This is a genomic window from Nocardioides sp. IC4_145 (assembly GCF_011250565.1).
GTDB lineage: Bacteria > Actinomycetota > Actinomycetes > Propionibacteriales > Nocardioidaceae > Nocardioides.
Genome location: NZ_JAANMS010000048.1, coordinates 1 through 20,526 on the forward strand (window position 1 = coordinate 1; position 20,526 = coordinate 20,526).

Sequence of the window (20,526 nt, forward strand, 5' to 3'; positions counted from 1 at the left end):
GGCCCCGAGGACCTCGGCGCGGGTGCGGGCGATGTCGGGCTGGGAGGGTGCGCGGTCCGAGCGCGGCAGCGTGATCTCCCAGGTGCGGCCGATGCGGCCGCCGTCCATGACGACGAGGCGGTCGGCCAGTGCCAAGGCCTCGTCGACGTCGTGGGTGACGAGCAGGATCGCCATCGAGTGGCGGCGCCAGAGCTCGACCACGAGCTGGTGCATCTCGATGCGCGTCAGCGCGTCGAGGGCGCTGAACGGCTCGTCGAGCAGCAGGAGCGCGGGGTTGCTGACGAGCGCGCGGGCCAGCGAGACCCGCTGGGCCTGCCCGCCGGAGAGCTGCAGCGGCCAGGCGTCGAGCTTCTCGCCCAGGCCGACCTCGGCCAGGGTCTCCTCGGCGCGGGTGTGCCGTTGGCTGCGCTCACGGCTGTTGAGGAGCGCCAGGGCGACGTTCTGCTGGACCGTGCGCCAGGGGAGCAGTCGGGGCTCCTGGAAGGCGACGCCGGTGCGGCCGGTGACCTCGACCTCGCCCGCCGGCGACGGGTCGAGCGCTGCCAGGCTGCGCAGCAGGGTCGACTTGCCGCAGCCGCTGCGCCCGAGCAGGGCGACGATCTCGCCGTGCCGGATGTCGAGGTCGATCGCGCGCAGCACGTGGGTGTCGCCGAAGGAGCGGTGGTGGCCGCGGACGCGGGCGACGTGCTCGCCGTCCGGCCGCGACGCGCCGCCGCGTCCGGTGGTGGAGGCGGTGCCGGGGGCGGTGGTGGTGCCGGGGGTCAGGAGCGCCATGCGAGGGCCTTCCTCTCGAGGTAGCGGACGACGGCGTCGGTCGCGAGACCGAGCAGGCTGTAGACGGCGAGGCCGACGACGATCACGTCGGTCTGGAGGAAGTCCTTGGCGTGGTTGATCATGTGGCCGAGGCCGGACTGGGAGGCGATGGTCTCCGCGACGATCAGCGAGAGCCACGCGATGCCGAGGCTCTGCCGTAGCCCGACCAGGGTCTGGGGCAGCGCGCCGGGGATGACGACGTGCCGGATGCGCTGGACCCAGGTCAGGTGCAGCGCCTTGGCGGCCTCCAGGGTCTTGCGCTCGATGCCGCGGATGCCGCCGAGGGTGTTGAGGTAGAGCGGGAAGGTGGCGCCGAGCGCGATGAGCGCGACCTTGGGCGTCTCCCCGATGCCGAACCAGATGATGAAGAGCGTCACCAGGCCGAAGTGCGGCAGCGTGCGCAGCATCTGCATGGGCGGGTCGATCGCGTCCTCGCCGATCCGGGAGAGGCCGGCGACGACCGCGAGCGCCAACCCGATGGTCGCGCCGATGGCGAACCCGAGGCCGACGCGCTGGAGGGAGATCAGGGTCTGGGTGCCCAGGGTCCCGGCCTGCACCAGGTCGACCGCGGTGGCGGCGACCTGTGCCGGCGAGGCGAGCTGGCGCTCGTCGAGCACGCCGGTGGAGGAGGCGAGCTGCCAGAGCGCCACGAGGGCGACGGGGGAGACCCAGCGGCGCAGCGGGCGCAGGGGTGGTCGGCGGCGACGTACGGCGGCCGGCCGTTCCTGCTGCCCGGGGCCGACGGCGACTCCGACGGGAGCGGTGGTCGTGTCCATGGGGCGTATGTCTACGAACTTTGGACACTTAAGTCAAGCGACTCGCTCGACTTTGGACGCGTCGTCGATCCCGCGTGCCCGTCTGAGACCATCGCGGACGTGACCGAGCCTGCCGAGCGTCCCGACCAGAAGCGGCTGCTCGGACCGGGCTTCCCCGACGACACCGGCGAGGCGCCGCCCGCCCTCGTCGCGGCAGCGACGGCGTACGCCTCGGACCGACGCCGGTACGGCGACGTCCTGGCCGCCCTGACCGGCTGCCGGCTCCTCGTGCCGGTGGTCGCGGTGCTCGGCGAGGTCGAGGTGGACGAGCACGGCCTGGCGCACGACAAGAGCTCCGACATGGCAGCGGTCCTGCTGACCGGCGCCGACGGCAGGCTGGCGCTGCTGTCCTTCTCCGGCACCGCGGCGATGGCCGCGTGGGACCCGGCCGCCCGGCCGGTGCCGGTGCCGGCGCGGGTGGCCGCCCAGTCGGCGGTGCAGGAGGGCGCGGCCGCCCTGCTGGTCGACGTGGCCGGCCCCGTGCGCGTCGTGGTCGAGGGCGAGGACCTCCACGCCCTCGCGGCCGGTTGGACCCTCGCGCGGGTGGGGGAGCGCCAGGTGTGGGTCCGGCCCGCGGAGGCGGCCGGGGACCCGCCTGGGGATTCGCCCGGGCCGGAATGATCGGCTAGTCTCCTGTGTTGACCGATCAGTGACCTGGGTCAGGCATGTCCTGGACCGGGGAGCAGATCCACAAGCGGGGACCAGCACCATCCGTCTCCCACCCGCATCGACCGCGAGGTCGTCGGGTCCGGTCCTGCAAGGCTCCGGCCGTGGCGTGCACGTTCGTCGTGCGTGTCGTGGCGACAGGTAGTGATCAGGCCTCCGCTTGCGTCAGCGGAGGCCTTTCGTGCTTCCCGGGACCGAACCGGGACGGCGCTGGGACTCCGGCCACGTAGCCACCAGGAGGACACATCAGCACCGAGCTTCGTATCAACGACCGGATCCGGGTTTCCGAGGTCCGCCTCGTTGGACCCAACGGCGAGACCGTCGGCATCGTCCCGACGGCCGACGCCCTTCGCCTCGCGCAGGAGGCCGACCTCGACCTGGTCGAGGTGGCTCCCATGGCGCGCCCGCCGGTCTGCAAGCTCATGGACTACGGCAAGTTCAAGTACGAGAACGCCCAGAAGGCCCGCGAGGCCCGTCGGAACCAGACGAACGTGATCATCAAGGAGATGAAGCTTCGTCCGAAGATCGACGCGCACGACTACGAGACCAAGAAGGGTCACGTCGTGCGGTTCCTCAAGGCCGGGGACAAGGTCAAGATCACGATCATGTTCCGCGGTCGTGAGCAGCACCGCCCCGAGCTGGGCTTCCGCCTGCTGCAGCGCCTGGCCGAGGACGTCACCGACCTCGGCTTCGTCGAGTCCTCGCCCAAGCAGGACGGCCGCAACATGGTCATGGTCCTCGGCCCGCACAAGAAGAAGGCCGACGCCAAGGTCGACGTGCAGGCGGCCAAGGACGCCCGCACCGCCGAGCGCGCCGCGGCCGAGGCCGAGGAGCAGGCGGAGCGCGAGGCCGCGCACGCCGCGGGCCCGGTGGCGCAGAAGAAGGAGCGCCGCCGCTCCGAGAACCTCGACCCCGAGATCGACGCCTGACGTCACGTGGACGGGGCCACGCCCCGCTCGCCCGACAGACTTCCGCCGCAGCACCACCGTGCCGTCGGCAGGACGACGAGAGAGAGACAGAGATGCCGAAGAACAAGACGCACTCCGGTGCCAGCAAGCGCTTCAAGGTGACCGGCTCCGGCAAGATCCTTCGCGAGAAGGCCGGAAAGCGCCACAACCTCGAGAAGAAGCCCTCGAAGGTCACCCGCCGGATGACCGGCACGGTCGAGCTGGCCAAGGCCGACGTCAAGCGCGCGAAGAAGATGCTGGGTCTCTGACCTCGCCCCACCCCGATCCACGGTGGGTCGTCGGCAGCAGCCGATGAGCCCGTCGAGACCCTGAGCACCAAGGAGCAACACAGATGGCACGCGTCAAGCGGGCGGTCAACGCCCAGAAGAAGCGCCGTACGACCCTCGAGCGCGCCAGCGGCTACCGCGGCCAGCGCTCGCGCCTGTACCGCAAGGCCAAGGAGCAGGTCACCCACTCGCTGGTCTACAGCTACAACGACCGGCGCAAGAACAAGGGCAACTTCCGCAAGCTGTGGATCCAGCGCATCAACGCTGCGGCCCGCGCCCAGGGGATGACCTACAACCGCTTCATCCAGGGCCTCAACCTCGCCGGTGTCGAGGTCGACCGCAAGATCCTGGCCGAGCTGGCCGTCAACGACATCGCAGCGTTCAACGCGCTGGTCGAGGTCGCCAAGGCCGCGCTCCCGGCCGACGTCAACGCCCCCAAGGCGGAGGCCTCGGCCTGACGACCACTCCGCCCCTCGCCGCGAGCAACGCTCGCGTCAAGGACGCACGCAGGCTCAGCCGCCGCTCGGTACGCACCGAGCGGCGGCTGTTCCTCGCTGACGGCCCGAAGGCCGTCGAGGGCGCGCTCGGCTCGCCGGGCACCGTCGTCGAGGTCTTCGCGACGGTCGCCGCCACCGAGGCGTACGCCGCGCTGGCGGCCGCCGCCGACGGCGCCGGGGTCCGCTGGACCCTGGTCGAGGACAAGGCGCTCGCCTCGCTGAGCGACAGCGTCACCCCGGCCGGTGTCGTCGCGGTCTGCCGGCACCTCGACCGACCGCTGACGGACCTCCTCGTCTCCGACCGACCGCACCGGCTCGTGGCGATCTGCGCCGACGTCCGCGACCCCGGCAACGCCGGCACCGTGGTCCGCTGCGCCGATGCCGCGGGCGCGGACCTCGTGGTGCTCGCCGGCAGCTCGGTCGACGCCCACAACCCCAAGACCGTGCGCGCCAGCGTCGGCAGCGTCTTCCACCTGCCCCTGGCCGTCGAGGCGGACGCCGCCTCGGCCGTCCGCGCCGCCCAGGCCGCCGGGCTCGTGGTCCTCGCGGCCGACGGCGCCGGCGAGGTCGACCTGCACGCCTCCGAGGCCGAGCCGCTGCTCGCCCGGCCGACCGCGTGGCTGTTCGGCAACGAGGCCTGGGGCCTGCCGGCGGAGCTCGCCGAGCTCGCCGACCACCGGGTCCGCATCCCCATCCACGGCCGCGCCGAGAGCCTCAACCTCTCCACCGCCGCCGCCCTCTGCCTCTACGCCTCCGCCCGGGCCCAGCGCTCCTGACCCCCGCACTCGTTGCGCGACCAGCGGGACGGTATGCCGCCCCCGGCCCGGGGAACCCGCACGGCATGCGCACGATGGTGGCCGCCACGGACTCCTGGACCGACCCGGACGGGTTCCGGACACCGGCCGGCGAGGTGCACGCCTGGCTGCCGGGGACGAACCAGACGCTCTGCGGCATCCCGGTGAAGAAGGCCCGGCTTGGACGGTTCTCCCACGTCGAGTGGGCCGACGTGCAGCCTGCGACGGGCCGGGACGCCGACCGGGTCACCAGCGTGTGCCACCGGTGCCTCGCCGCGACCGGCCACCGCCGCGACGAGAAGCGCTGGACGCGGACCAACCCGCGACCCTGACGATCCGGCCTAGGGTGGCGCTCGTGGACGCCCAGGACCTCGCCGACTCGTTGCCCGACGGGGTCGTCGTCGCCGACGCCGACCAGCGGGTGGTGCTGGTCTCCGCCCTCGCCGGTCGGATGCTCGGCGTCGCACCCGCGGACGCGGTCGGTCGCCCGCTGGCCGACGTGCTCGCGCTGCGCGACCAGGACGGTCGGGCGTGGGTGGCCTGCAACACGCCGTACGTCGGCATCGCCACGCGCACCGCGGTCCCCGAGCAGTCGTGGCTGCTCCCGGACGGCACCGAGGTGCTCGTGGCCGCGCGGATCCACCGCGCCGCGCCGACCGAGCCGGTGCGCCGCGTGGCGGTCACCCTCCGGTCCGGACGCGGCCGCGCGCGGCTCGACCGCGAGCGCTCCGACCTGGTCGCGACCGTCGCCCACGAGCTCCGCTCGCCGCTCACCGGCGTCAAGGGTTTCGTCCAGGCGTTGCTCAACCGCTGGGACAAGCTCAACGACGAGCAGAAGAAGCTGATGCTCACCACGGTCAGCGCCGACTCCGACCGGTTGAGCCGGCTCATCGCCGAGCTCCTCGACGTCGCGCGGATCGACACCGGCCGCCTCCAGCTCTACCCCCGTCCCTCCGACGTCACGGTGCTGGTGACCCGGATCGTGGAGTCGGTGCGGGCCGGCACCGCGCGCCCGATCGACCTCGACCTCGGCGCCGACGGCGGGGCGGGCCTGCCGTCGGTCCGGGTCGACCCCGACAAGTTCACCCAGGTCGTCACCAACCTGGTCGAGAACGGCGTGCGGCACGGCGACGGCGCCGTCCGGGTCCATCTCGAGGCGGTCGCCGAGGGGCACGAGTCCGACCCGCCCGGCGTGCGGATCACCGTCGACGACGAGGGCACCGGCATCCCCGAGGAGATGCGCCGCCGGGTGTTCACGAAGTTCTGGAAGGGCGGCGCCCGCGGGGGCTCCGGCCTCGGCCTCTACATCGTCCACGGCCTCGTCCGCGCCCATGGCGGCACGGTCATCATCGCCGACGCCCCCGGTGGCGGCGCCCGCCTGGTCACCACCTGGCCCACCGACGACCGCCGCCAGGAGTGACCCCGCCGAGGTGGCACTCCCGCAGGGTCGAGGTGGCACTCCCGCAGGGTCGAGGTGGCAACGGACGGGTCTAGCCGGCGTACGCCCCGATCGTCCACGCGGCGACGTGTTCCTCGCCGGGCGCAAGCACGACGAGGTCCTCGCCGCTGTTGAACGCATCGGGCGGACAGGTCATCGGCTCGACGGCGAGCCCGCGCCGGTGGTTGTCCGGCTCGAGCGGCAGGTCGCCGGTGTGGACCTGCAGCCAGGGCAGGACCGTCGGGTCCCAGGTGCACACGGCACCCACGCCGTCGTCGTCGTGCAGCACGACGCGCGCGCGGCCGTCGTCGTCGGCGACGACACCGGTGAAGGCGTGGTCGAGCTCGGTGCCGCCGATGAGCCGGGCGGTGCGGAAGTCACGGTCGGTCCCGGCGACGGGGGAGCGGTCCAGCGGCAGCAGCCGGTCCGGCGTCACCTCCAGCACCTCGGCGACGGGCAGCCGCAGCGTCCAGCCGTCGACCGGGCCGGGCCCGGCGACGAGGTACGGGTGCGGAGCGACGCCGTACGGCGCCTCCCCGACGCCGGTGTTCCGGGTGGTGACCGTGGTGGTCAGGCCGTCGTCGGCGAGCGCGTGGCGCACCCGCACGTCGAGCTCGAACGGGTAGCCCTGCTGCGGGACGAGCCGGTGGGAGAGCGTGATCGAGGAGCGGTCGCGCTCGACCACCTCGAAGCGGACCCAGCAGACCAGCCCGTGCAGGGCGTTCCCGCGCTCCGGCTCGGTCAGCGGGAGCTGGTGCTCCTCGCCGCCGGAGCGGTAGCGCCCGTCGGCGACCCGGTTGGGCCAGGGGAGCAGCACCGACCCGCGGAAGCGCGGGCGGACCTCGTCGGCGGCGTACGGCCGGACGAGGTCGCGGCCGCCGTGGCGCACCTGGCGCAGCCCGCCGCCCACCTCGGTCGCGACCGCCGTGTAGTCGGCGTGCTCGAGCAGGTGCTCGGCCCCTCCGCGGCTCACGAGACGCTCGCCGCGTCGCGAGCGGTCGCGGCCCGGGCCCCGGCGACCGGCGCCACGACGAGCTCCACGCTGAGCTCGCGGATCGTCGCGCGGCCGTCCTCGTGCAGGCCGTCGTCGGTGACGACGACGTCGGCGCGGTCCAGGGGCGCGATCGTGCTGATGCCGATCATCCCCCACTTGGTGTGGTCGGCGAGGACCACGAGGCGCTGACCCGCGGCGACCAGCGCCTGGTCGGTGTCGGCCTCGAGCAGGTTCGGGGTGGTGAACCCGGCGCGGGGGTGGATGCCGTGCACGCCGAGGAAGACCAGGTCGAGGTGGAGCAGCCGCAGGGAGGAGACCGCGACCGGACCGACCAACGCGTCGGAGGGCGTGCGGACGCCGCCGGTGAGGACGACGTTGGGGGCGCCGCCGGGGGCCTTGTGCAGGACGTCGGCGACCCGCATGGAGTTGGTGACGACGGTCAGTCCCGGGATCGAGCGCAGGTGGTGCGCGAGCGTCCAGGTCGTCGTGCCTGCCGACAGGCCGACGGCCGAGCCCGGCCGCACCATCGCCGCCGCGGCGGCGGCGATCGCCTCCTTCTCGGCGGTTTCCTGGGCCCACTTGGCCTCGAACCCCGGTTCGTCGGTGCTCGGGCGGGTGCCGCCGGCGACCGTCGCGCCACCGTGGACCTTCTCCACGGCGCCCTTCGCGGCGAGGTTGTCGAGATCGCGCCGGATGGTCATCTCGGAGACCTCGAGGAGCCGCGCGAGCTGGCTGACCCGGACGGCCCCGAGGTGCTCGACCTCCTGCAGGATGCGCGCTTGACGCTCGGCGGCGAGCATGGGGCCCCTCTCGAGCCGTCCCGTGGGTCGGGCGGACGGCGTGTCGGCGTTGGATGCAGTCGCGATGTTCGAATGTGGTGTGCGTTCGCACGTGTGCGGACCACCGCGTGACGGTGTGTTCCAGCCCACTTTCCACGCGGGACGGTACGCCATGGCGTCCGTTCCCGTCGAGAGGCGCGGTGCTCCCGGTGTGCGTTCGGGTGAACTTCAAGCGACCCGTTGCGCTTTCGTGTGCGGTCATGTTTGCTTGTCCGAGGCTGTGACAGTGATCTCACGCGATCTCGCGCAGTCGCACCGACCACTTCGAGGAGCAGAGATGACGAGCAAGAAGTCCACCGCCGCGTGGAGGTCCCTCGCGGCGGTCGCCGCAGCCGGCCTGGCGCTGTCGGGGTGCACCAACTCCGGGGACGACACCGCCTCCGACGCGGGCAGCGGCAACGACGAGCAGGTCGTCAAGGAGACCGAAAGCTCCGGTCCCGGGTGCACGCTGGAGAAGTACGGCGCCGAGAAGCTGGACCTGAAGAACGCCGTCGTCGGCTTCTCCCAGTCCGAGCCGGACACCGCCGCCTTCCGCGCCGCGGAGACCGAGTCGATCAAGGCGGCCGCGCAGGAGGTGGGCGTCAAGAAGCTCATCACCACCAACGCCAACGCCGAGCTGCCCAAGCAGATCGCCGACATCCAGGACATGCTCAACCAGGGCGCCCAGTTCCTGATCGTCGCACCGGTCAACTCCGACGGCCTCGACCCGGCGCTCGACGCCGCGAAGAAGAAGGGCGTCCCGGTCCTGACGATCGACCGCAAGGTCACCAACGAGCCCTGCTCGGACTACGTCGCCTTCCTCGGCTCGGACTTCTACGACCAGGGCCAGCGCGCCGCCGACGAGCTCGCCACCGCCACCGACGGCGAGGCGAAGGTCGCGATCCTGCTCGGCTCCTCGGGCAACAACGTCACCGACGAGCGCAACGCGGGCTTCAAGGACCGGGTCGAGGAGGAGTACCCCGACCTGGAGATCATCGCCGAGCAGACCGCCAACTTCGCACGCGACGAGGGCCAGTCGGTCACCGAGCAGCTGCTCCAGTCCAACCCCGACATCACCGCGATCTACGCGCACAACGACGAGATGGCGCTCGGCGCCGTCACCGCCGTCCGCGCCGCGGGCATGGACCCGGGCCAGGACATCAAGATCGTCTCCATCGACGGCACCCGCAACGCGGTCCAGGCGATCGTCGACGGCGACATCAACGCCGTCATCGAGTCCAACCCGCGCTTCGGCCCGCTGGCGTTCCAGACCGCCGAGGACTTCTTCGCCGGCGAGGAGATCCCCGAGGACGTCATCATCGAGGACGACTCCTACACCAGCGAGAACGCCGAGCAGGACCTCGGCAAGGCGTTCTGAGCGACCCGTGACCCAGCACTCCAGCGCGGCCACCGCGGCCGCCGCGGGCGTCGGTGACCCCGTCCTCCAGACGGTCGGGGTCACCAAGTCCTTCGGCGGCGTCCACGCCCTCAAGGGCGTCGACTTCGAGCTCCGGGCCGGCGAGATCCACACGCTCGTCGGCGAGAACGGCGCGGGCAAGTCGACCCTGATCAAGGTCCTCACCGGCGTCTACACCCCCGACGGCGGCGAGGTCCGGTACGCCGGCGAGACGGTGCACTTCCGCCGCCCCGCCGACGCCCAGCACGTCGGCATCTCGACGATCTACCAGGAGGTCAATCTCGTCCCGCTGCTGAGCGTGGCGCGCAACATCTTCCTGGGCCGCGAGCCGCGGCGGTTCGGCCTCATCGACGTCGGGGCCATGAACAAGCGGGCCCGCGAGCTGATGGCCGAGCTGGGGATCGACATCGACGTGACCGCCGAGCTCGGTCGGCTCGGGCTGGGCTCGCAGCAGATGGTGGCCTTGGCCCGCGCGATGTCGGTCGACAGCCGCGTGGTGATCATGGACGAGCCGACCTCGTCGCTGGAGACCGCGGAGGTCGAGACGCTCTTCCGCGTCGCCCGCGGCCTCCGCGATCGCGGCGTCGGCCTGGTCTTCGTCTCCCACCGCCTCGACGAGCTGTGGGAGCTGTGCGACCGGGTCACCATCCTCCGCGACGGCGAGTGGGTCCACACCGGCCCGATGACCGAGATGACCCGCCTCGACCTCGTCTCGAAGATGCTGGGGCGCGACATCGAGGAGGTGCGCGCCGAGGGCGCCACCGAGTTCGGGTCGTCCCACCTCAAGGCCGGCGAGCCGGCCCTGGTGGTCTCCGGGCTCGAGGTCGCCAACCGGCTCCACGGCGTCGACCTCACCGTGCGTCCCGGCGAGGTGGTCGGCCTGGCCGGCCTGCTGGGCTCCGGCCGCAGCGAGACGGTCAAGGCGGTCTACGGCGCCCTCAAGGCCCGCTCGGGGGAGGTCACCGTCGCCGGGCGCAAGGTGCGCACCGGCTCGGTGCGCGGCGCGCTCGCCTCGGGCGTCGCACTGCTCTCCGAGGACCGCAAGGCGGAGGGGATCGTCCCGGACCTCTCGGTCCGCGACAACATCGCCCTGGCCGTCCTCCCGCGGATGTCGCAGGCGGGGGTCGTCTCCGAGGCGCGCATCGACGCGCTGGTCGACACCTTCATGAAGCGACTGCGGATCAAGGCCTCGAGCCCGGACCAGAAGGTCCGCGAGCTCTCCGGCGGCAACCAGCAGAAGGTCCTCATCGCGCGGTGGCTGGCCACCGAGCCGACGGTCTTCCTGCTCGACGAGCCGACCCGGGGCATCGACGTGGGCGCCAAGGCCGAGGTCCAGGGACTCATCGACGAGCTGGCCGAGCAGGGCCTCGCGGTCGTGCTCATCTCCAGCGAGATGGACGAGCTCGTCGAGGGGGCCGACCGCATCGTCGTGCTGCACGACGGCCATGTCCAGGCCGAGCTCGACAGCACCGACCTGAGCAGCAGCGAGCTGCTGGCGGCCCTCGCGGGCGACCGCGAGCCCGACTCTCAGTCACCGAGCCCGGCGACGAACCAGGCAGCCAAACAGGCACCGACCCAGACAGAGGGGCAGCACGCGTGAGTGACGGCACCGCGACGGCCACCGCGGCCGAGCGCTCCGAGCGGACCGGGACGAGCTTCGACATCGACTGGGTGCGCCGCAACGGCGTGTTCGTCGCCCTCGGTCTCCTCCTGCTCGCCAACGTCTTCCTGACCGACAACTTCGTCAGCACCGGCACGCTGCGGCTGCAGCTGGTCCAGGTCGCCCCGGTCGTCATCGTGGCGCTCGGCATGGCGCTCGTCATCGGCACCGAGGGCATCGACCTCTCCGTCGGCGCGGTCATGGCCCTGGCCGCCGCGCTCATCCCCTTGTACGTCGGCTACGGCTCGGTCGGCGCGATCGCCATCGGCCTCGTGGCCGGAGCCGTCGTGGGGCTGATCGCCGGCGTGCTGGTCGGGGTGGTGGGCGTCCAACCCATCGTCGCGACGCTGGGCCTCATGGTGGCGATCCGCGGCGTGGCCAACCTCTTCGGCGGCGAGATCAAGAGCATCACCGAGCCCGGACTGGTCTCGCTCGGCACCGGCGACGTGGCGGGCGTGCCCTACGTCGTCGTCATCGCCGCCCTCGTCTCGCTGGTCGTCTGGCTCGTCGTGCGGCGCTCGACCTACGGTCGCCAGCTCGTCGCGGTCGGCGGCAACAAGCTGGCCGCCCAGCTCGCCGGCCTGCCGGTGCGGCGCGTGCTCGTGACGACGTACGTCGTCTCCGGGCTGCTCGCCGCGATGGCCGGCATCCTGCTGGCGGCCCGGTCGCAGGCCTCCGACCCGACCAAGCTCGGTCAGCTGATCGAGCTCTCCGCCATCACCGCCGTCGTGATCGGCGGCACGCCGTTGTCCGGTGGGCAGGTGCGGATCCTCGGCACGATCGCGGGTGCGCTGCTGATGCAGCTGATCACGGCGACGCTCATCTTCCACGACATCCCCGACTCGACCGCGCAGATCGTCCAGGCGGTCATCGTCATCGCGGCGGTCTACGTCCAGCTCGGCCGAGGAAAGGCGCGACGCTCATGAGCACCACCACGGTCGACCCGGCGACCTCCAACGCGCCCGAGGCGGCGCTGGCCAACCGCGCGCGGTTCGCCTCGCTGGTGCAGCGGCAGGGGGCGCTGGCGATCTTCGTCGTCGTCGTCGCGGTGGCGAGCGTCAGCTTCGACAGCTTCGCCAGCCAGGGCAACATCACCGGCATCGCGGTCCAGGCGTCGTTCCTGGCGATGCTCGCGCTGGGCATGACCTTCGTGATCATGACCGGCGGCATCGACCTCTCGGTCGGGAGCGTCTTCGCGCTCGGCGGGGTGCTGGCGGCGTGGGGCTCCCAGCACGGCACGCTCGCCGCGTTCGTCCTGCCGCTCGCCGTCTGCGGCGCGATCGGGCTCGTCCAGGGCCTGGTGATCGCGCGCGGTGGGCTGCCGCCGTTCATCGTCACCCTGGCCGGCCTGCTGTTCGCCCGCGGACTCCTGCTGCTGCTCAGCGACGAGGGCGCGACGACGTACAAGGTGCCGCGCGGCTCCTCGTTCCGCGAGCTCGCGCAGGGTGAGCTGCTCGGCATCCCCTACCCGGTGATCCTGGTCGTGGTGTTCTTCGCGATCGGCGGGCTGGTGCTGCACCGCACGTCCTACGGCGCCTCGGTGCTGGCGATCGGTGGCCAGGAGGACGCCGCGGACCTGATGGGCCTGCCCGTGGTGCGCACCAAGGTGCTGACGTACGTCGCCTCCGCGCTGCTCGCCGGCTTCGGTGGCGTGATGATCGCCAGCTACACCTCCTCAGGCGTCACCATCCTGGGCGTCGGCACCGAGCTCGAGGCGATCGCCGCTGTCGTCCTCGGCGGCACGCTGCTCACCGGCGGCGCCGGCACCGTGCTCGGCACGCTGGTCGGCGTCCTGCTGCTGCAGGTCATCAAGAACGTCATCAACCAGATCGGCTCGCTCGACTCCGACTGGCAGTCGGTCGTCAGCGGCACGATCCTGCTGCTGGTCGTCACGCTCCAGCGGGTCCTGACCCGCGGAGACCGGACCTAGCGCCGCCGGCTGCTGCTCGACCACGACCGGCGCCCGGGGGTTCACCACTATCGGTGACGCCGGGCGCCGGTCCCTTCTCTCCGGCGGCGGACCGGACGTGCGCGGGGTGATCGGCCCACCGGTCCACCGGGGCGCTGGACTGGTCCGCGGACGACGACGGCCCGGCACCCGAGGTGGGTGCCGGGCCGTCGTACGTCGGAGCGCCCGGGATGGAGCGGAGGCTCAGGCCTCGCCCATCACCAGTCCCTCGATCGTGTGCTTCTGGGTGATCGGGGTGAGCTCGTCGACGATCGGGCAGGCCAGGTGGTCGCGCACGCGCTGGGGGAGGTTCTCCCAGTAGGTGCGCGTGACCGCGAGGTCGTGGTGCTCGTCGTTGCCGGCACCGGGGGCGTCGACGCCGAGCACCAGCACGGGGCGGGACTTGGTCGACTCGTTCTTGGTGCCGCGGTGGACGGTCAGCGCGGAGCGGGCGGAGATGTCACCCATCTGCGGGTACTTCCGCACGGCGCGCTCCTCGAAGCGGCCGTACTCCTTCTTCAGCGGGAACATCCCGTGGTTGAACTCCTCGCCCTTGTCCCAGTGCGTGCCGGGCGCGACCTCGAAGGGACCCATGTCCTCCTCGGTGTCGACGCAGGTCACGTTGAAGGCGAGCGAGGTGAGGCGGCCCTCCTCGGTGGTCTCCTTCGGGCTGGGGAAGTCGCGGTGCCACGGCTGGTTCTTCGCGCCCTCGAAGGGGATGTCGAAGCCGACCTCGACGATCTTGTAGTCGGGGCCGAGGATCGCCTCGCACGTGGCGCGGACCCACGGGTGGTCGACGAGGTCGACGAAGCCGCGGAGGGCCTCGGGGTGGATCTCCACGTAGTAGCGGTTCGGGCCGCGACCGACGGAGCCGCCCTCGCGGGACTGCGCCTCCTCGAAGGCCGCCTCGACGTCCTCGCGCAGCTGCTCGACCCACTCGCGGGAGAAGGCGCCCTTGCACCCGATGATCCCGTCCTCGTGGATGGTCCGGCGGATGGCCTCGGTGTCGATCGGTACGTCGAGTGCTGCGGCGGTCATGGGTCCTCCCGGGATGGCTGTGGTCGGTCGTGCTGCTGCGATGTGATCTCCGGTACCCAGTTTGCAACGTTGCAATGCCACGTTGCAATACCCTGCGCGAAGAACTTCGCGGACCACCCAGGAAGAGGGGCGCATGAGCCGGGCCAACCTGCGCGACGTCGCCGAACGAGCGGGCGTCAGCGTGCGCACGGTCTCGAACGTCGTGAACGCCCCGGAGGTCGTGGCGCCCGCGACCCGCGAGCGCGTGCAGCGGGCGATCGAGGAGATGGGCTACCGACCCAACATCGCCGCCCGGCAGCTGCGCCGAGGGCGGGGCGACGTCATCGGCCTCGTCGTGCCCGAGATCGACTCGCCGTACTTCGCCGAGCTCGCCGCCCACGTGGTCCGGGCCGCCGAGGAGCTCGGCTGGACCGTGCTCGTCGAGCAGACCGACGGCGACCCGGCGCGCGAGCGCGACCTGCTCGACGGCGCTCGCGGCCACGGGGTGGACGGCGTCGTCTTCAGCCCCTGGGCGCTGACGCCCGCGGAGGTCTCGCGGCGCGCCGGCGCGCCCCCGGTGGTGATGTTGGGGGAGCAGGCCGGCTTCGGGCACGTCGACCGGGTCGCCATCGACAACCAGGCCGCCGCGCGGGAGGCGACCGCCCACCTCGTCGCCACCGGCCGCCGCAGGATCGCGGCCGTCGGCCTCCAGCCGCACCTGAGCAACGAGACCGCGCGGCACCGGTTGGCCGGCTACCGCGAGGCGCTCGCCGCCGGTGGGCTCCCGCCCGAGGCAGCCCTCGAGGTGCCGGTCGACCGCCTCCACCACGCCGACGGCGTCCGTGCGACGGAGTCGCTGCTGTCGCTGCCGGCGCCGCCGGACGCGGTCTTCTGCTTCACCGACCAGCTCGCGCTGGGCGCGCTCCGCGCGTGTGCCGACCGCGGCCTCCGCGTCCCCGACGACGTCGCACTCGTCGGCTTCGACGACATCGAGGCCGGTCGCTACTCCGTCCCCGCGCTCACGACCGTTGCCCCGGACAAGCAGCGGCTCGCCGAGCTCGCGCTGACGACGCTGGGGGAGCGGATGGCCGACCGGTCGCTGCCGGGCCGCGACCTCGTCGTCCCGCACCGCCTGGTCGTGCGCGAGAGCGCCCCCGCCTGACCGCTGGGTCGAGGAGGAACCGGTTCGCGGGCGCCGTACGCCGCTTCCTAGACTGACCCCTCGACCGGGCCTGCCCGACGACACCCCCGGCCACCAGCTCCGAGAGGCACGCCATGTCCGGACCCAACACCGACTACGACCCCGTGGAGGTCACGCCCTTGAAGCCCGAGGAGGTCGAGTCCGCGCGCGATGCCGCGCTGGCCGCCATCGCCGCCGCGACCGACCTCGCCGAGCTCAAGCAGGTCCGCATCGACCACACCGGTGACCGGTCGCCGCTGGCGCTCGCGAACCGCGAGATCGGCGCGCTGCCGCCGCAGGCCCGCAAGGAGGCCGGCCAGCGCATCGGCCGGGCGCGCGGCGCGGTCGCGAAGGCGCTGGGGGAGCGGCAGGCCGTGCTCGAGGTCGAGCACGAGGAGCGGATGCTGGCCGAGGAGACCGTCGACGTCACCCTGCCGACCGACCGCGTGCCCGCCGGTGCGCGGCACCCGCTCACCACCGGTGCCGAGCTGATCGCGGACATCTTCGTGGCGATGGGCTGGGAGGTCGCCGAGGGGCCGGTCATCGAGGCGGAGTGGCTGAACTTCGACGCGCTCAACCTCGGTCCGGACCACCCGGCCCGCACCATGCAGGACACCTTCTGGACCGACCCGCAGGACAACGGCGTCGTCCTGCGCACCCACACCTCGCCGGTGCAGGCGCGCACGATGCTGACCCGCACCCCGCCGATCTACGTCGTCTGCCCCGGTCGCGTCTTCCGCACCGACGAGTACGACGCCACGCACAGCCCGATGTTCCACCAGGTCGAGGGCCTCGCCATCGACGAGGGCATCACGATGGCGCACCTCAAGGGCACCCTCGACCACTTCGCCACCTCGATGTTCGGCGAGGGCATCTCGACGCGCTTCCGCCCGTCGTTCTTCCCCTTCACCGAGCCGTCGGCCGAGGTCGACCTGCTCTGCTTCGTGTGCCGCGGTGCCGGCGAGCTCGACGGGGCCCGCTGTCGCACGTGCCGCGGCGAGGGCTGGATCGAGTGGGGCGGCTGCGGCGTCGTCAACCCGCGCGTGCTCACCGCCTGCGGCGTCGACGCCGAGCGCTTCACCGGCTTCGCGTTCGGCATGGGCATCGACCGCACCCTGATGTTCCGCCACGGCGTGGAGGACCTCCGCGGGTTCTTCGAGGGCGACGTCCGGTTCACCACCGCCTTCGGAAGCGAGCTCTGAGCACCTCATGAAGACCCCTGTCTCCTGGATCCGCGAGTACGTCGACCTCCCGGCCGACCTCACCACCGAGGCGCTGGCCGCCGAGCTCACCGACCTCGGGCTCAAGCTCGAGGCGATCGAGAAGCCCGGCGACCAGATCACCGGGCCGCTCGTCGTCGGCCGCGTGCTCACGATGGAGCCCGAGCCGCAGAAGAACGGCAAGACGATCAACTGGTGCACCGTCGACGTCGCCGACGCCAACGGCACCGGCGAGCCGCAGGGCATCGTCTGCGGCGCGCACAACTTCGCGCCCGGCGACCTCGTCGTGGTCGTCCTGCCCGGCGGCGTGCTGCCCGGGAACTTCGCGATCTCCGCGCGCAAGACCTACGGCCACGTCTCCGCCGGCATGATCTGCTCGGCCGCTGAGCTCGGCCTCGGCGAGGACGCTCTGTCGTCGGGGGGCGGCATCATCGTGTTGCCCGAGGACGCCGGGAAGCCGGGAGAGAGCGCCTTCGGCGTGCTCGGCCTCGACGAGGAGGTCATCGAGTTCGAGATCAACCCCGACCGCGCCTACGCGCTCTCCCTGCGCGGCGTCGCCCGCGAGGCGGCCCTGGCGTACGACGCGTCGTACACCGACCCGACGCAGCGTGACGTCCCGCCCGCCGACGACCAGGGGTACCCGGTCGTCGTCGACGACCCGGCCGGCTGCCCGGTGTTCGTCGCGCGGACCGTGTCCGGCTTCGACCCGGCCGCGCCGACCCCGGACTGGATGGTCCAGCGGATCCAGCTGGCCGGCATGCGGCCGATCTCGCTGGCCGTCGACGTCACCAACTACGTGATGCTCGAGACCGGCCGGCCGATCCACGGCTACGACGCCGACAAGCTGCAGGGCCCGATCCGCGTGCGGCGCGCCCGCGAGGGCGAGCGGCTGACCACGCTCGACGGCACCGACCGCGCGCTCTCGACCGAGGACCTGGTCGTCACCGACGACTCGGGGATCATCGGCCTCGGCGGCGTCATGGGTGGCGAGGCGACCGAGATGTCGGAGACCACCACCCGGGTGCTGGTCGAGGCCGCGCACTGGGACGCGGTCGCGATGTTCCGGACCGGCAAGCGGCACAAGATCTCTTCCGAGGCCGGCAAGCGCAACGAGCGCGGTGTCGACCCGACGATCTGCGAGGCCGCGGCCGACCGCGTCGTCGAGCTGCTGACGACGTACGGCGGCGGGACGGCGGAGCCGGGCGTCACCGTCGTGGGCACCCCGCCGGAGCGCACCACGATCACGATCGAGGCCGACCTCCCCGCCCGGGTGACCGGGATGGAGATCGACCCGGCCACGACGATCCGGCACCTGCGCGCCGTCGGCTGCGAGGTGGCCGAGGACGGCACGAAGCTGACCGCGACGGTGCCGCCGTGGCGGCCCGACCTCGTCGACCCGTTCGACCTGGTCGAGGAGGTCGCGCGCGTCGTGGGCTACCGCAACGTGCCGTCGGTGCTCCCGACGCCGGGCGCCGGGCGCGGCCTGACCCGCGAGCAGCGGCTGCGCCGCCGCGTGGGCCGCACGCTCGCCGGCGCCGGCTGCGTCGAGGTGGTGAGCTTCCCGTTCGTCGGCGACGCCGCCTTCGACCAGCTCGGCCTGCCAACGGACGACCCGCTGCGCAACACGGTCCGCCTGGCCAACCCGCTCTCGAACGAGGAGCCGGCCTACACCACCACGCTCCTGCCCGGCCTGCTCAAGGCCGCCGCGCGCAACGTCGGCCGCGGCGCGAGCGGCGTCGCGCTCTTCGAGACCGGCACCGTCGCGTTCCCCTCCGACCGCGGCGCGGCACCGATCTACGGCGTCGACCGCCGCCCGACCGAGGAGGAGCTGGCCGCGCTGCTCGACGCGCTGCCCGCCCAGCCGCTGCACCTCGCTGTGGTCCTGGCCGGCGAGCGCGAGCGCGCCGGCTGGTGGGGCGAGGGCCGCGAGGCCGGCTGGGCCGACGCCATCGCAGTCGTCCGGCGGCTCGCCTCCGACCTCGGCGTGGCGGTCACTGTCGAGGCCGACGCCCGGATGCCCTGGCACCCGGGCCGTTGTGCCCGCGTGCTGGTCGAGGGCACCGAGATCGGCCGGGCCGGCGAGCTGCACCCGAAGGTCTGTGCGTCCTTCGGCCTTCCCAAGCGCTCCGCCGCGGTCGAGCTCGACCTCGACGCCCTGCTGCGGCACGCCGTCGACGTCGTCCCCGCGCCGGAGTTCTCCACCTACCCGGTCGCCAAGGAGGACGTCGCGCTCGTCGTCGACGACTCCGTCCGCGCCGCCGACGTGGAGGCCGCGCTGCGCGAGGGCGCGGGAGAGCTGCTGGAGTCGATCCGGCTCTTCGACGTCTACACCGGCGAGCAGGTGGGCCAGGGACGCACGTCGCTCGCCTTCGCCCTCCGCTTCCGGGCACCGGACCGCACGCTCACCGAGGACGAGACGGCCGCAGCCCGCGAGGCCGCCGTCGCCCGCGCCGCCGAGCTCACCGGAGCCCAGCAGCGCAGCTGACACGCACGTCCGGCGACGGGGGACCGCAGGAAGCTACGGTCGGCCGCATGGACCTCATGCGCGAGGCCGAGCGCGAGCGCGCCGAGCTGGCCGGGCTGCTCGCCGAGCTGCGTGCGGACGAGTGGCTCCTGCCGTCGCTGTGCGCGGGTTGGACGGTGCGCGACGTGGTCGCCCACGTGCTCAGCTACGAGGGCCTCGGCCCACGGGAGGTCGTGGGCCGGATGGTGCGCGGCCGCCTGGTGCTCGGCCGGATCAACGACGTGGCGCTCCGGGCGCAGGGGCCGGCGAGCCCGGCGGAGCTCATGGAGCGCCTCCGCGCGTTCCCCCGACCCACCGGGCTCACCGCCGCCCGCGGCGGTGCCGTGGGACTGGTGGACGCGCTGATCCACCAGCAGGACATCCGGCGCCCGCTCGGCCGACCGAGGACGGTCGACCCCGCCCGCCTGCGGTTCGCACTCGACTTCACCCGAACGGCGCCACCGCTGCGCGGGTTCTGGAAGGCGCGCGGCGTGCGTCTCGTCGCGACCGACGTCGACTGGACCGTGGGGCGGGGTCCCGAGGCGCGCGGTCCCGGCGAGGCGGTGCTGATGGCCATGGCCGGACGCCGCGGGGCGGCCGCCGACCTGACCGGCCCCGGCGCCACGGTCCTCGAGCGACGCCACGGCTGACGAGCGGCGGAGGTGGCGGAGGGCTCAGTCGAGCGGCTGCGAGACCGCCGCTCGGAACGCCTCGTACGCCGCGGGGTCTCCGGAGACGGCGATGCCGGCGGCGTCGCGTCGGTTCCACAGCCAGGCGTCCAGGTCGGCGGCCGCACCGGCGACGACCGCCGACGCGGCGGTGTCGGGCTCGTCAACGACGTACAGGTGTGGGCCGTCGTGCACCTCGCCGGTGTCCGGGTCGGTGCCGAGGAGCATCCCGGGGCGCACCACGATGGCGGCGTCCCGGTCGGTCAGGTCGATCCGCACGAGGTGCTCCGACGGCTCGAACCGGGCCCACCCGGGTGCGTCGCCGCCGTACATCACGTCGACCAGCTCGAGCACGCCGTCCGCTGCGAGCGCAGGATCCAGCGGCGTCACCGACCCGGCGGTCTGCTCCGCGTCCAGCCGGTGGATGAGCGCCTCGTGCGCCTGCCGGCGGTAGCTGGTGCCGACGGTCTGCACCGGCGCCCAGTGCCACGCCGCGGCGTCCGGCCCAGCCGCCTCGAGCTCGGCGACCAACGACGAGGAGTGCTCGTCGAGGGCCGCCAGCAGCCCGTCGTACGTCGCCGGGCGCTCCGGCTCCAAGACGTCCTCGCTCGGCGGCGCCGGCCGGGTGCGCACCGTCCGCGCCCAGAACCACTGGACCCCGGCGAGGTGCCAGAGCAGGTCGGCCGCGGTCCAGTCCGGGCACGAGGGCACCCGTGCGTCCGGGTCGCACGTGGCCAGCACCTCCCGGAACCGGCGCGACTCGGCGCGGATGTGGTCGAGGTAGAGCGGGTACGGAAGAGCCGGCGAGAGCGTCATGCCCGCACGGTAGGCACCGCCGCCGACG

General features: G+C 72.9%; 21 protein-coding genes and 1 pseudogene. 16 read left to right on the top strand and 6 right to left on the bottom strand.

All coding sequences use genetic code 11. The annotated features are described in order from the left end of the window. Both G6553_RS17410 and G6553_RS17415 read right to left on the bottom strand, forming a co-directional pair. On the bottom strand, positions 1–774 hold a 774-nt coding region (locus G6553_RS17410), incomplete at its 3' end, for an ABC transporter ATP-binding protein (protein ID WP_166195810.1). Then, positions 762–1,589 (bottom strand): ABC transporter permease, encoded by an 828-nt coding sequence (locus G6553_RS17415; RefSeq protein ID WP_166195811.1) that lies wholly within the window; start codon positions 1,587–1,589, stop codon positions 762–764. The genes G6553_RS17415 and G6553_RS17410, both read right to left, overlap by 13 nt. A 99-nt stretch (positions 1,590–1,688) precedes the next feature. On the opposite strand from G6553_RS17415, the gene G6553_RS17420 reads away from it, so the two are divergent. The 8 genes and pseudogenes from G6553_RS17420 to G6553_RS17450 all read left to right on the top strand — a co-directional run bounded on the left by G6553_RS17420 (position 1,689) and on the right by G6553_RS17450 (position 6,239). Then, the gene (locus G6553_RS17420; RefSeq protein WP_166195812.1) at positions 1,689–2,249 is read left to right on the top strand and encodes an SseB family protein; all 561 of its coding nucleotides are present in this window, start codon (positions 1,689–1,691) and stop codon (positions 2,247–2,249) included. Positions 2,250–2,557: 308 nt separating this feature from the next. Further along, positions 2,558–3,223: a translation initiation factor IF-3 gene (gene infC / locus G6553_RS17425; RefSeq protein ID WP_347565787.1), complete on the top strand. Its 666-nt coding sequence runs from the start codon at positions 2,558–2,560 to the stop codon at positions 3,221–3,223. Positions 3,224–3,315: 92 nt separating this feature from the next. Further along, positions 3,316–3,510 carry a 50S ribosomal protein L35 gene (rpmI, locus tag G6553_RS17430; RefSeq protein WP_166195813.1) on the top strand — a complete coding sequence of 65 codons (195 nt, stop codon included), beginning with the start codon at positions 3,316–3,318 and terminating at the stop codon, positions 3,508–3,510. Positions 3,511–3,593: 83 nt separating this feature from the next. Further along, on the top strand, positions 3,594–3,986 hold the full coding sequence (rplT, locus tag G6553_RS17435) for a 50S ribosomal protein L20 (RefSeq protein ID WP_166195815.1): 393 nt from the start codon (positions 3,594–3,596) through the stop codon (positions 3,984–3,986). A gap of 86 nt (positions 3,987–4,072) precedes the next feature. Then, positions 4,073–4,282 (top strand): annotated as a pseudogene (locus tag G6553_RS22265) (RNA methyltransferase substrate-binding domain-containing protein); the annotation flags it as partial. Positions 4,283–4,342: 60 nt separating this feature from the next. Further along, positions 4,343–4,801, top strand: a complete 459-nt coding sequence (locus tag G6553_RS22270) for an RNA methyltransferase (RefSeq protein WP_347565788.1) — start codon at positions 4,343–4,345, stop codon at positions 4,799–4,801. Between the two features lie 65 nt (positions 4,802–4,866). Continuing rightward, positions 4,867–5,151 carry a hypothetical protein gene (locus G6553_RS17445; protein WP_166195817.1) on the top strand — a complete coding sequence of 95 codons (285 nt, stop codon included), beginning with the start codon at positions 4,867–4,869 and terminating at the stop codon, positions 5,149–5,151. A gap of 23 nt (positions 5,152–5,174) precedes the next feature. Next, positions 5,175–6,239 carry an ATP-binding protein gene (locus tag G6553_RS17450; RefSeq protein WP_166195819.1) on the top strand — a complete coding sequence of 355 codons (1,065 nt, stop codon included), beginning with the start codon at positions 5,175–5,177 and terminating at the stop codon, positions 6,237–6,239. A 70-nt stretch (positions 6,240–6,309) separates the two neighbouring features. On the opposite strand, the gene G6553_RS17455 is transcribed toward G6553_RS17450, so the two are convergent. Both G6553_RS17455 and G6553_RS17460 read right to left on the bottom strand, forming a co-directional pair. Then, positions 6,310–7,230 (bottom strand): aldose 1-epimerase family protein, encoded by a 921-nt coding sequence (locus tag G6553_RS17455; protein ID WP_166195821.1) that lies wholly within the window; start codon positions 7,228–7,230, stop codon positions 6,310–6,312. Continuing rightward, positions 7,227–8,051, bottom strand: a complete 825-nt coding sequence (locus G6553_RS17460) for a DeoR/GlpR family DNA-binding transcription regulator (protein ID WP_166195823.1) — start codon at positions 8,049–8,051, stop codon at positions 7,227–7,229. Before G6553_RS17460 ends, G6553_RS17455 begins: the two co-directional genes overlap by 4 nt. 316 nt (positions 8,052–8,367) lie before the next feature. On the opposite strand from G6553_RS17460, the gene G6553_RS17465 reads away from it, so the two are divergent. Genes G6553_RS17465 through G6553_RS17480 form a run of 4 tightly spaced genes read left to right on the top strand, consistent with a single transcriptional unit; the run spans position 8,368 to position 13,076 of the window. Continuing rightward, positions 8,368–9,447: an ABC transporter substrate-binding protein gene (locus G6553_RS17465; protein ID WP_166195824.1), complete on the top strand. Its 1,080-nt coding sequence runs from the start codon at positions 8,368–8,370 to the stop codon at positions 9,445–9,447. A 7-nt stretch (positions 9,448–9,454) separates the two neighbouring features. Continuing rightward, positions 9,455–11,086 (top strand): sugar ABC transporter ATP-binding protein, encoded by a 1,632-nt coding sequence (locus G6553_RS22275; RefSeq protein ID WP_166195826.1) that lies wholly within the window; start codon positions 9,455–9,457, stop codon positions 11,084–11,086. Beyond that, the gene (locus tag G6553_RS17475) at positions 11,083–12,072 is read left to right on the top strand and encodes an ABC transporter permease (protein WP_166195828.1); all 990 of its coding nucleotides are present in this window, start codon (positions 11,083–11,085) and stop codon (positions 12,070–12,072) included. The genes G6553_RS22275 and G6553_RS17475 overlap by 4 nt, the downstream gene beginning before the upstream one ends. After that, positions 12,069–13,076, top strand: a complete 1,008-nt coding sequence (locus G6553_RS17480) for an ABC transporter permease (protein ID WP_166195830.1) — start codon at positions 12,069–12,071, stop codon at positions 13,074–13,076. Before G6553_RS17475 ends, G6553_RS17480 begins: the two co-directional genes overlap by 4 nt. 222 nt (positions 13,077–13,298) lie before the next feature. On the opposite strand, the gene G6553_RS17485 is transcribed toward G6553_RS17480, so the two are convergent. Continuing rightward, entirely contained in the window at positions 13,299–14,132 is an 834-nt protein-coding gene (locus tag G6553_RS17485) for a phytanoyl-CoA dioxygenase family protein (protein ID WP_166195832.1), read from the bottom strand. Between the two features lie 133 nt (positions 14,133–14,265). Between G6553_RS17485 and G6553_RS17490 the strand changes: the two genes are divergently transcribed. From G6553_RS17490 to G6553_RS17505, 4 genes are all read left to right on the top strand, one after another. After that, positions 14,266–15,273 (top strand): LacI family DNA-binding transcriptional regulator, encoded by a 1,008-nt coding sequence (locus G6553_RS17490; protein WP_166195834.1) that lies wholly within the window; start codon positions 14,266–14,268, stop codon positions 15,271–15,273. 113 nt (positions 15,274–15,386) lie between these two features. Beyond that, positions 15,387–16,493 carry a phenylalanine--tRNA ligase subunit alpha gene (gene pheS / locus G6553_RS17495; RefSeq protein WP_166195836.1) on the top strand — a complete coding sequence of 369 codons (1,107 nt, stop codon included), beginning with the start codon at positions 15,387–15,389 and terminating at the stop codon, positions 16,491–16,493. Positions 16,494–16,500: 7 nt separating this feature from the next. Next, on the top strand, positions 16,501–18,996 hold the full coding sequence (gene pheT, locus G6553_RS17500) for a phenylalanine--tRNA ligase subunit beta (protein ID WP_166195838.1): 2,496 nt from the start codon (positions 16,501–16,503) through the stop codon (positions 18,994–18,996). Positions 18,997–19,043: 47 nt separating this feature from the next. After that, on the top strand, positions 19,044–19,664 hold the full coding sequence (locus G6553_RS17505) for a maleylpyruvate isomerase family mycothiol-dependent enzyme (RefSeq protein ID WP_166195840.1): 621 nt from the start codon (positions 19,044–19,046) through the stop codon (positions 19,662–19,664). Between the two features lie 24 nt (positions 19,665–19,688). Here the strand turns inward: G6553_RS17505 and G6553_RS17510 are convergent, their stop codons facing one another. Beyond that, positions 19,689–20,498, bottom strand: coding sequence for a maleylpyruvate isomerase family mycothiol-dependent enzyme (locus tag G6553_RS17510; protein ID WP_166195842.1), 810 nt, complete (start codon positions 20,496–20,498; stop codon positions 19,689–19,691). Between the last annotated feature and the right edge of the window lie 28 nt (positions 20,499–20,526).

Bases quoted from the DNA above. Each gene is read 5' to 3' on its own strand.
- G6553_RS17415 (WP_166195811.1), bottom strand. From the start codon at position 1,589: ATGGACACGACCACCGCTCCCGTCGGAGTCGCCGTCGGCCCCGGGCAG.
- rpmI (WP_166195813.1), top strand. From the start codon at position 3,316: ATGCCGAAGAACAAGACGCACTCCGGTGCCAGCAAGCGCTTCAAGGTG.
- rplT (WP_166195815.1), top strand. From the start codon at position 3,594: ATGGCACGCGTCAAGCGGGCGGTCAACGCCCAGAAGAAGCGCCGTACG.
- G6553_RS17445 (WP_166195817.1), top strand. From the start codon at position 4,867: ATGCGCACGATGGTGGCCGCCACGGACTCCTGGACCGACCCGGACGGG.
- G6553_RS17460 (WP_166195823.1), bottom strand. From the start codon at position 8,051: ATGCTCGCCGCCGAGCGTCAAGCGCGCATCCTGCAGGAGGTCGAGCAC.
- G6553_RS17465 (WP_166195824.1), top strand. From the start codon at position 8,368: ATGACGAGCAAGAAGTCCACCGCCGCGTGGAGGTCCCTCGCGGCGGTC.
- G6553_RS17480 (WP_166195830.1), top strand. From the start codon at position 12,069: ATGAGCACCACCACGGTCGACCCGGCGACCTCCAACGCGCCCGAGGCG.
- G6553_RS17485 (WP_166195832.1), bottom strand. From the start codon at position 14,132: ATGACCGCCGCAGCACTCGACGTACCGATCGACACCGAGGCCATCCGC.
- G6553_RS17490 (WP_166195834.1), top strand. From the start codon at position 14,266: ATGAGCCGGGCCAACCTGCGCGACGTCGCCGAACGAGCGGGCGTCAGC.
- pheS (WP_166195836.1), top strand. From the start codon at position 15,387: ATGTCCGGACCCAACACCGACTACGACCCCGTGGAGGTCACGCCCTTG.
- pheT (WP_166195838.1), top strand. From the start codon at position 16,501: ATGAAGACCCCTGTCTCCTGGATCCGCGAGTACGTCGACCTCCCGGCC.
- G6553_RS17505 (WP_166195840.1), top strand. From the start codon at position 19,044: ATGGACCTCATGCGCGAGGCCGAGCGCGAGCGCGCCGAGCTGGCCGGG.
- G6553_RS17510 (WP_166195842.1), bottom strand. From the start codon at position 20,498: ATGACGCTCTCGCCGGCTCTTCCGTACCCGCTCTACCTCGACCACATC.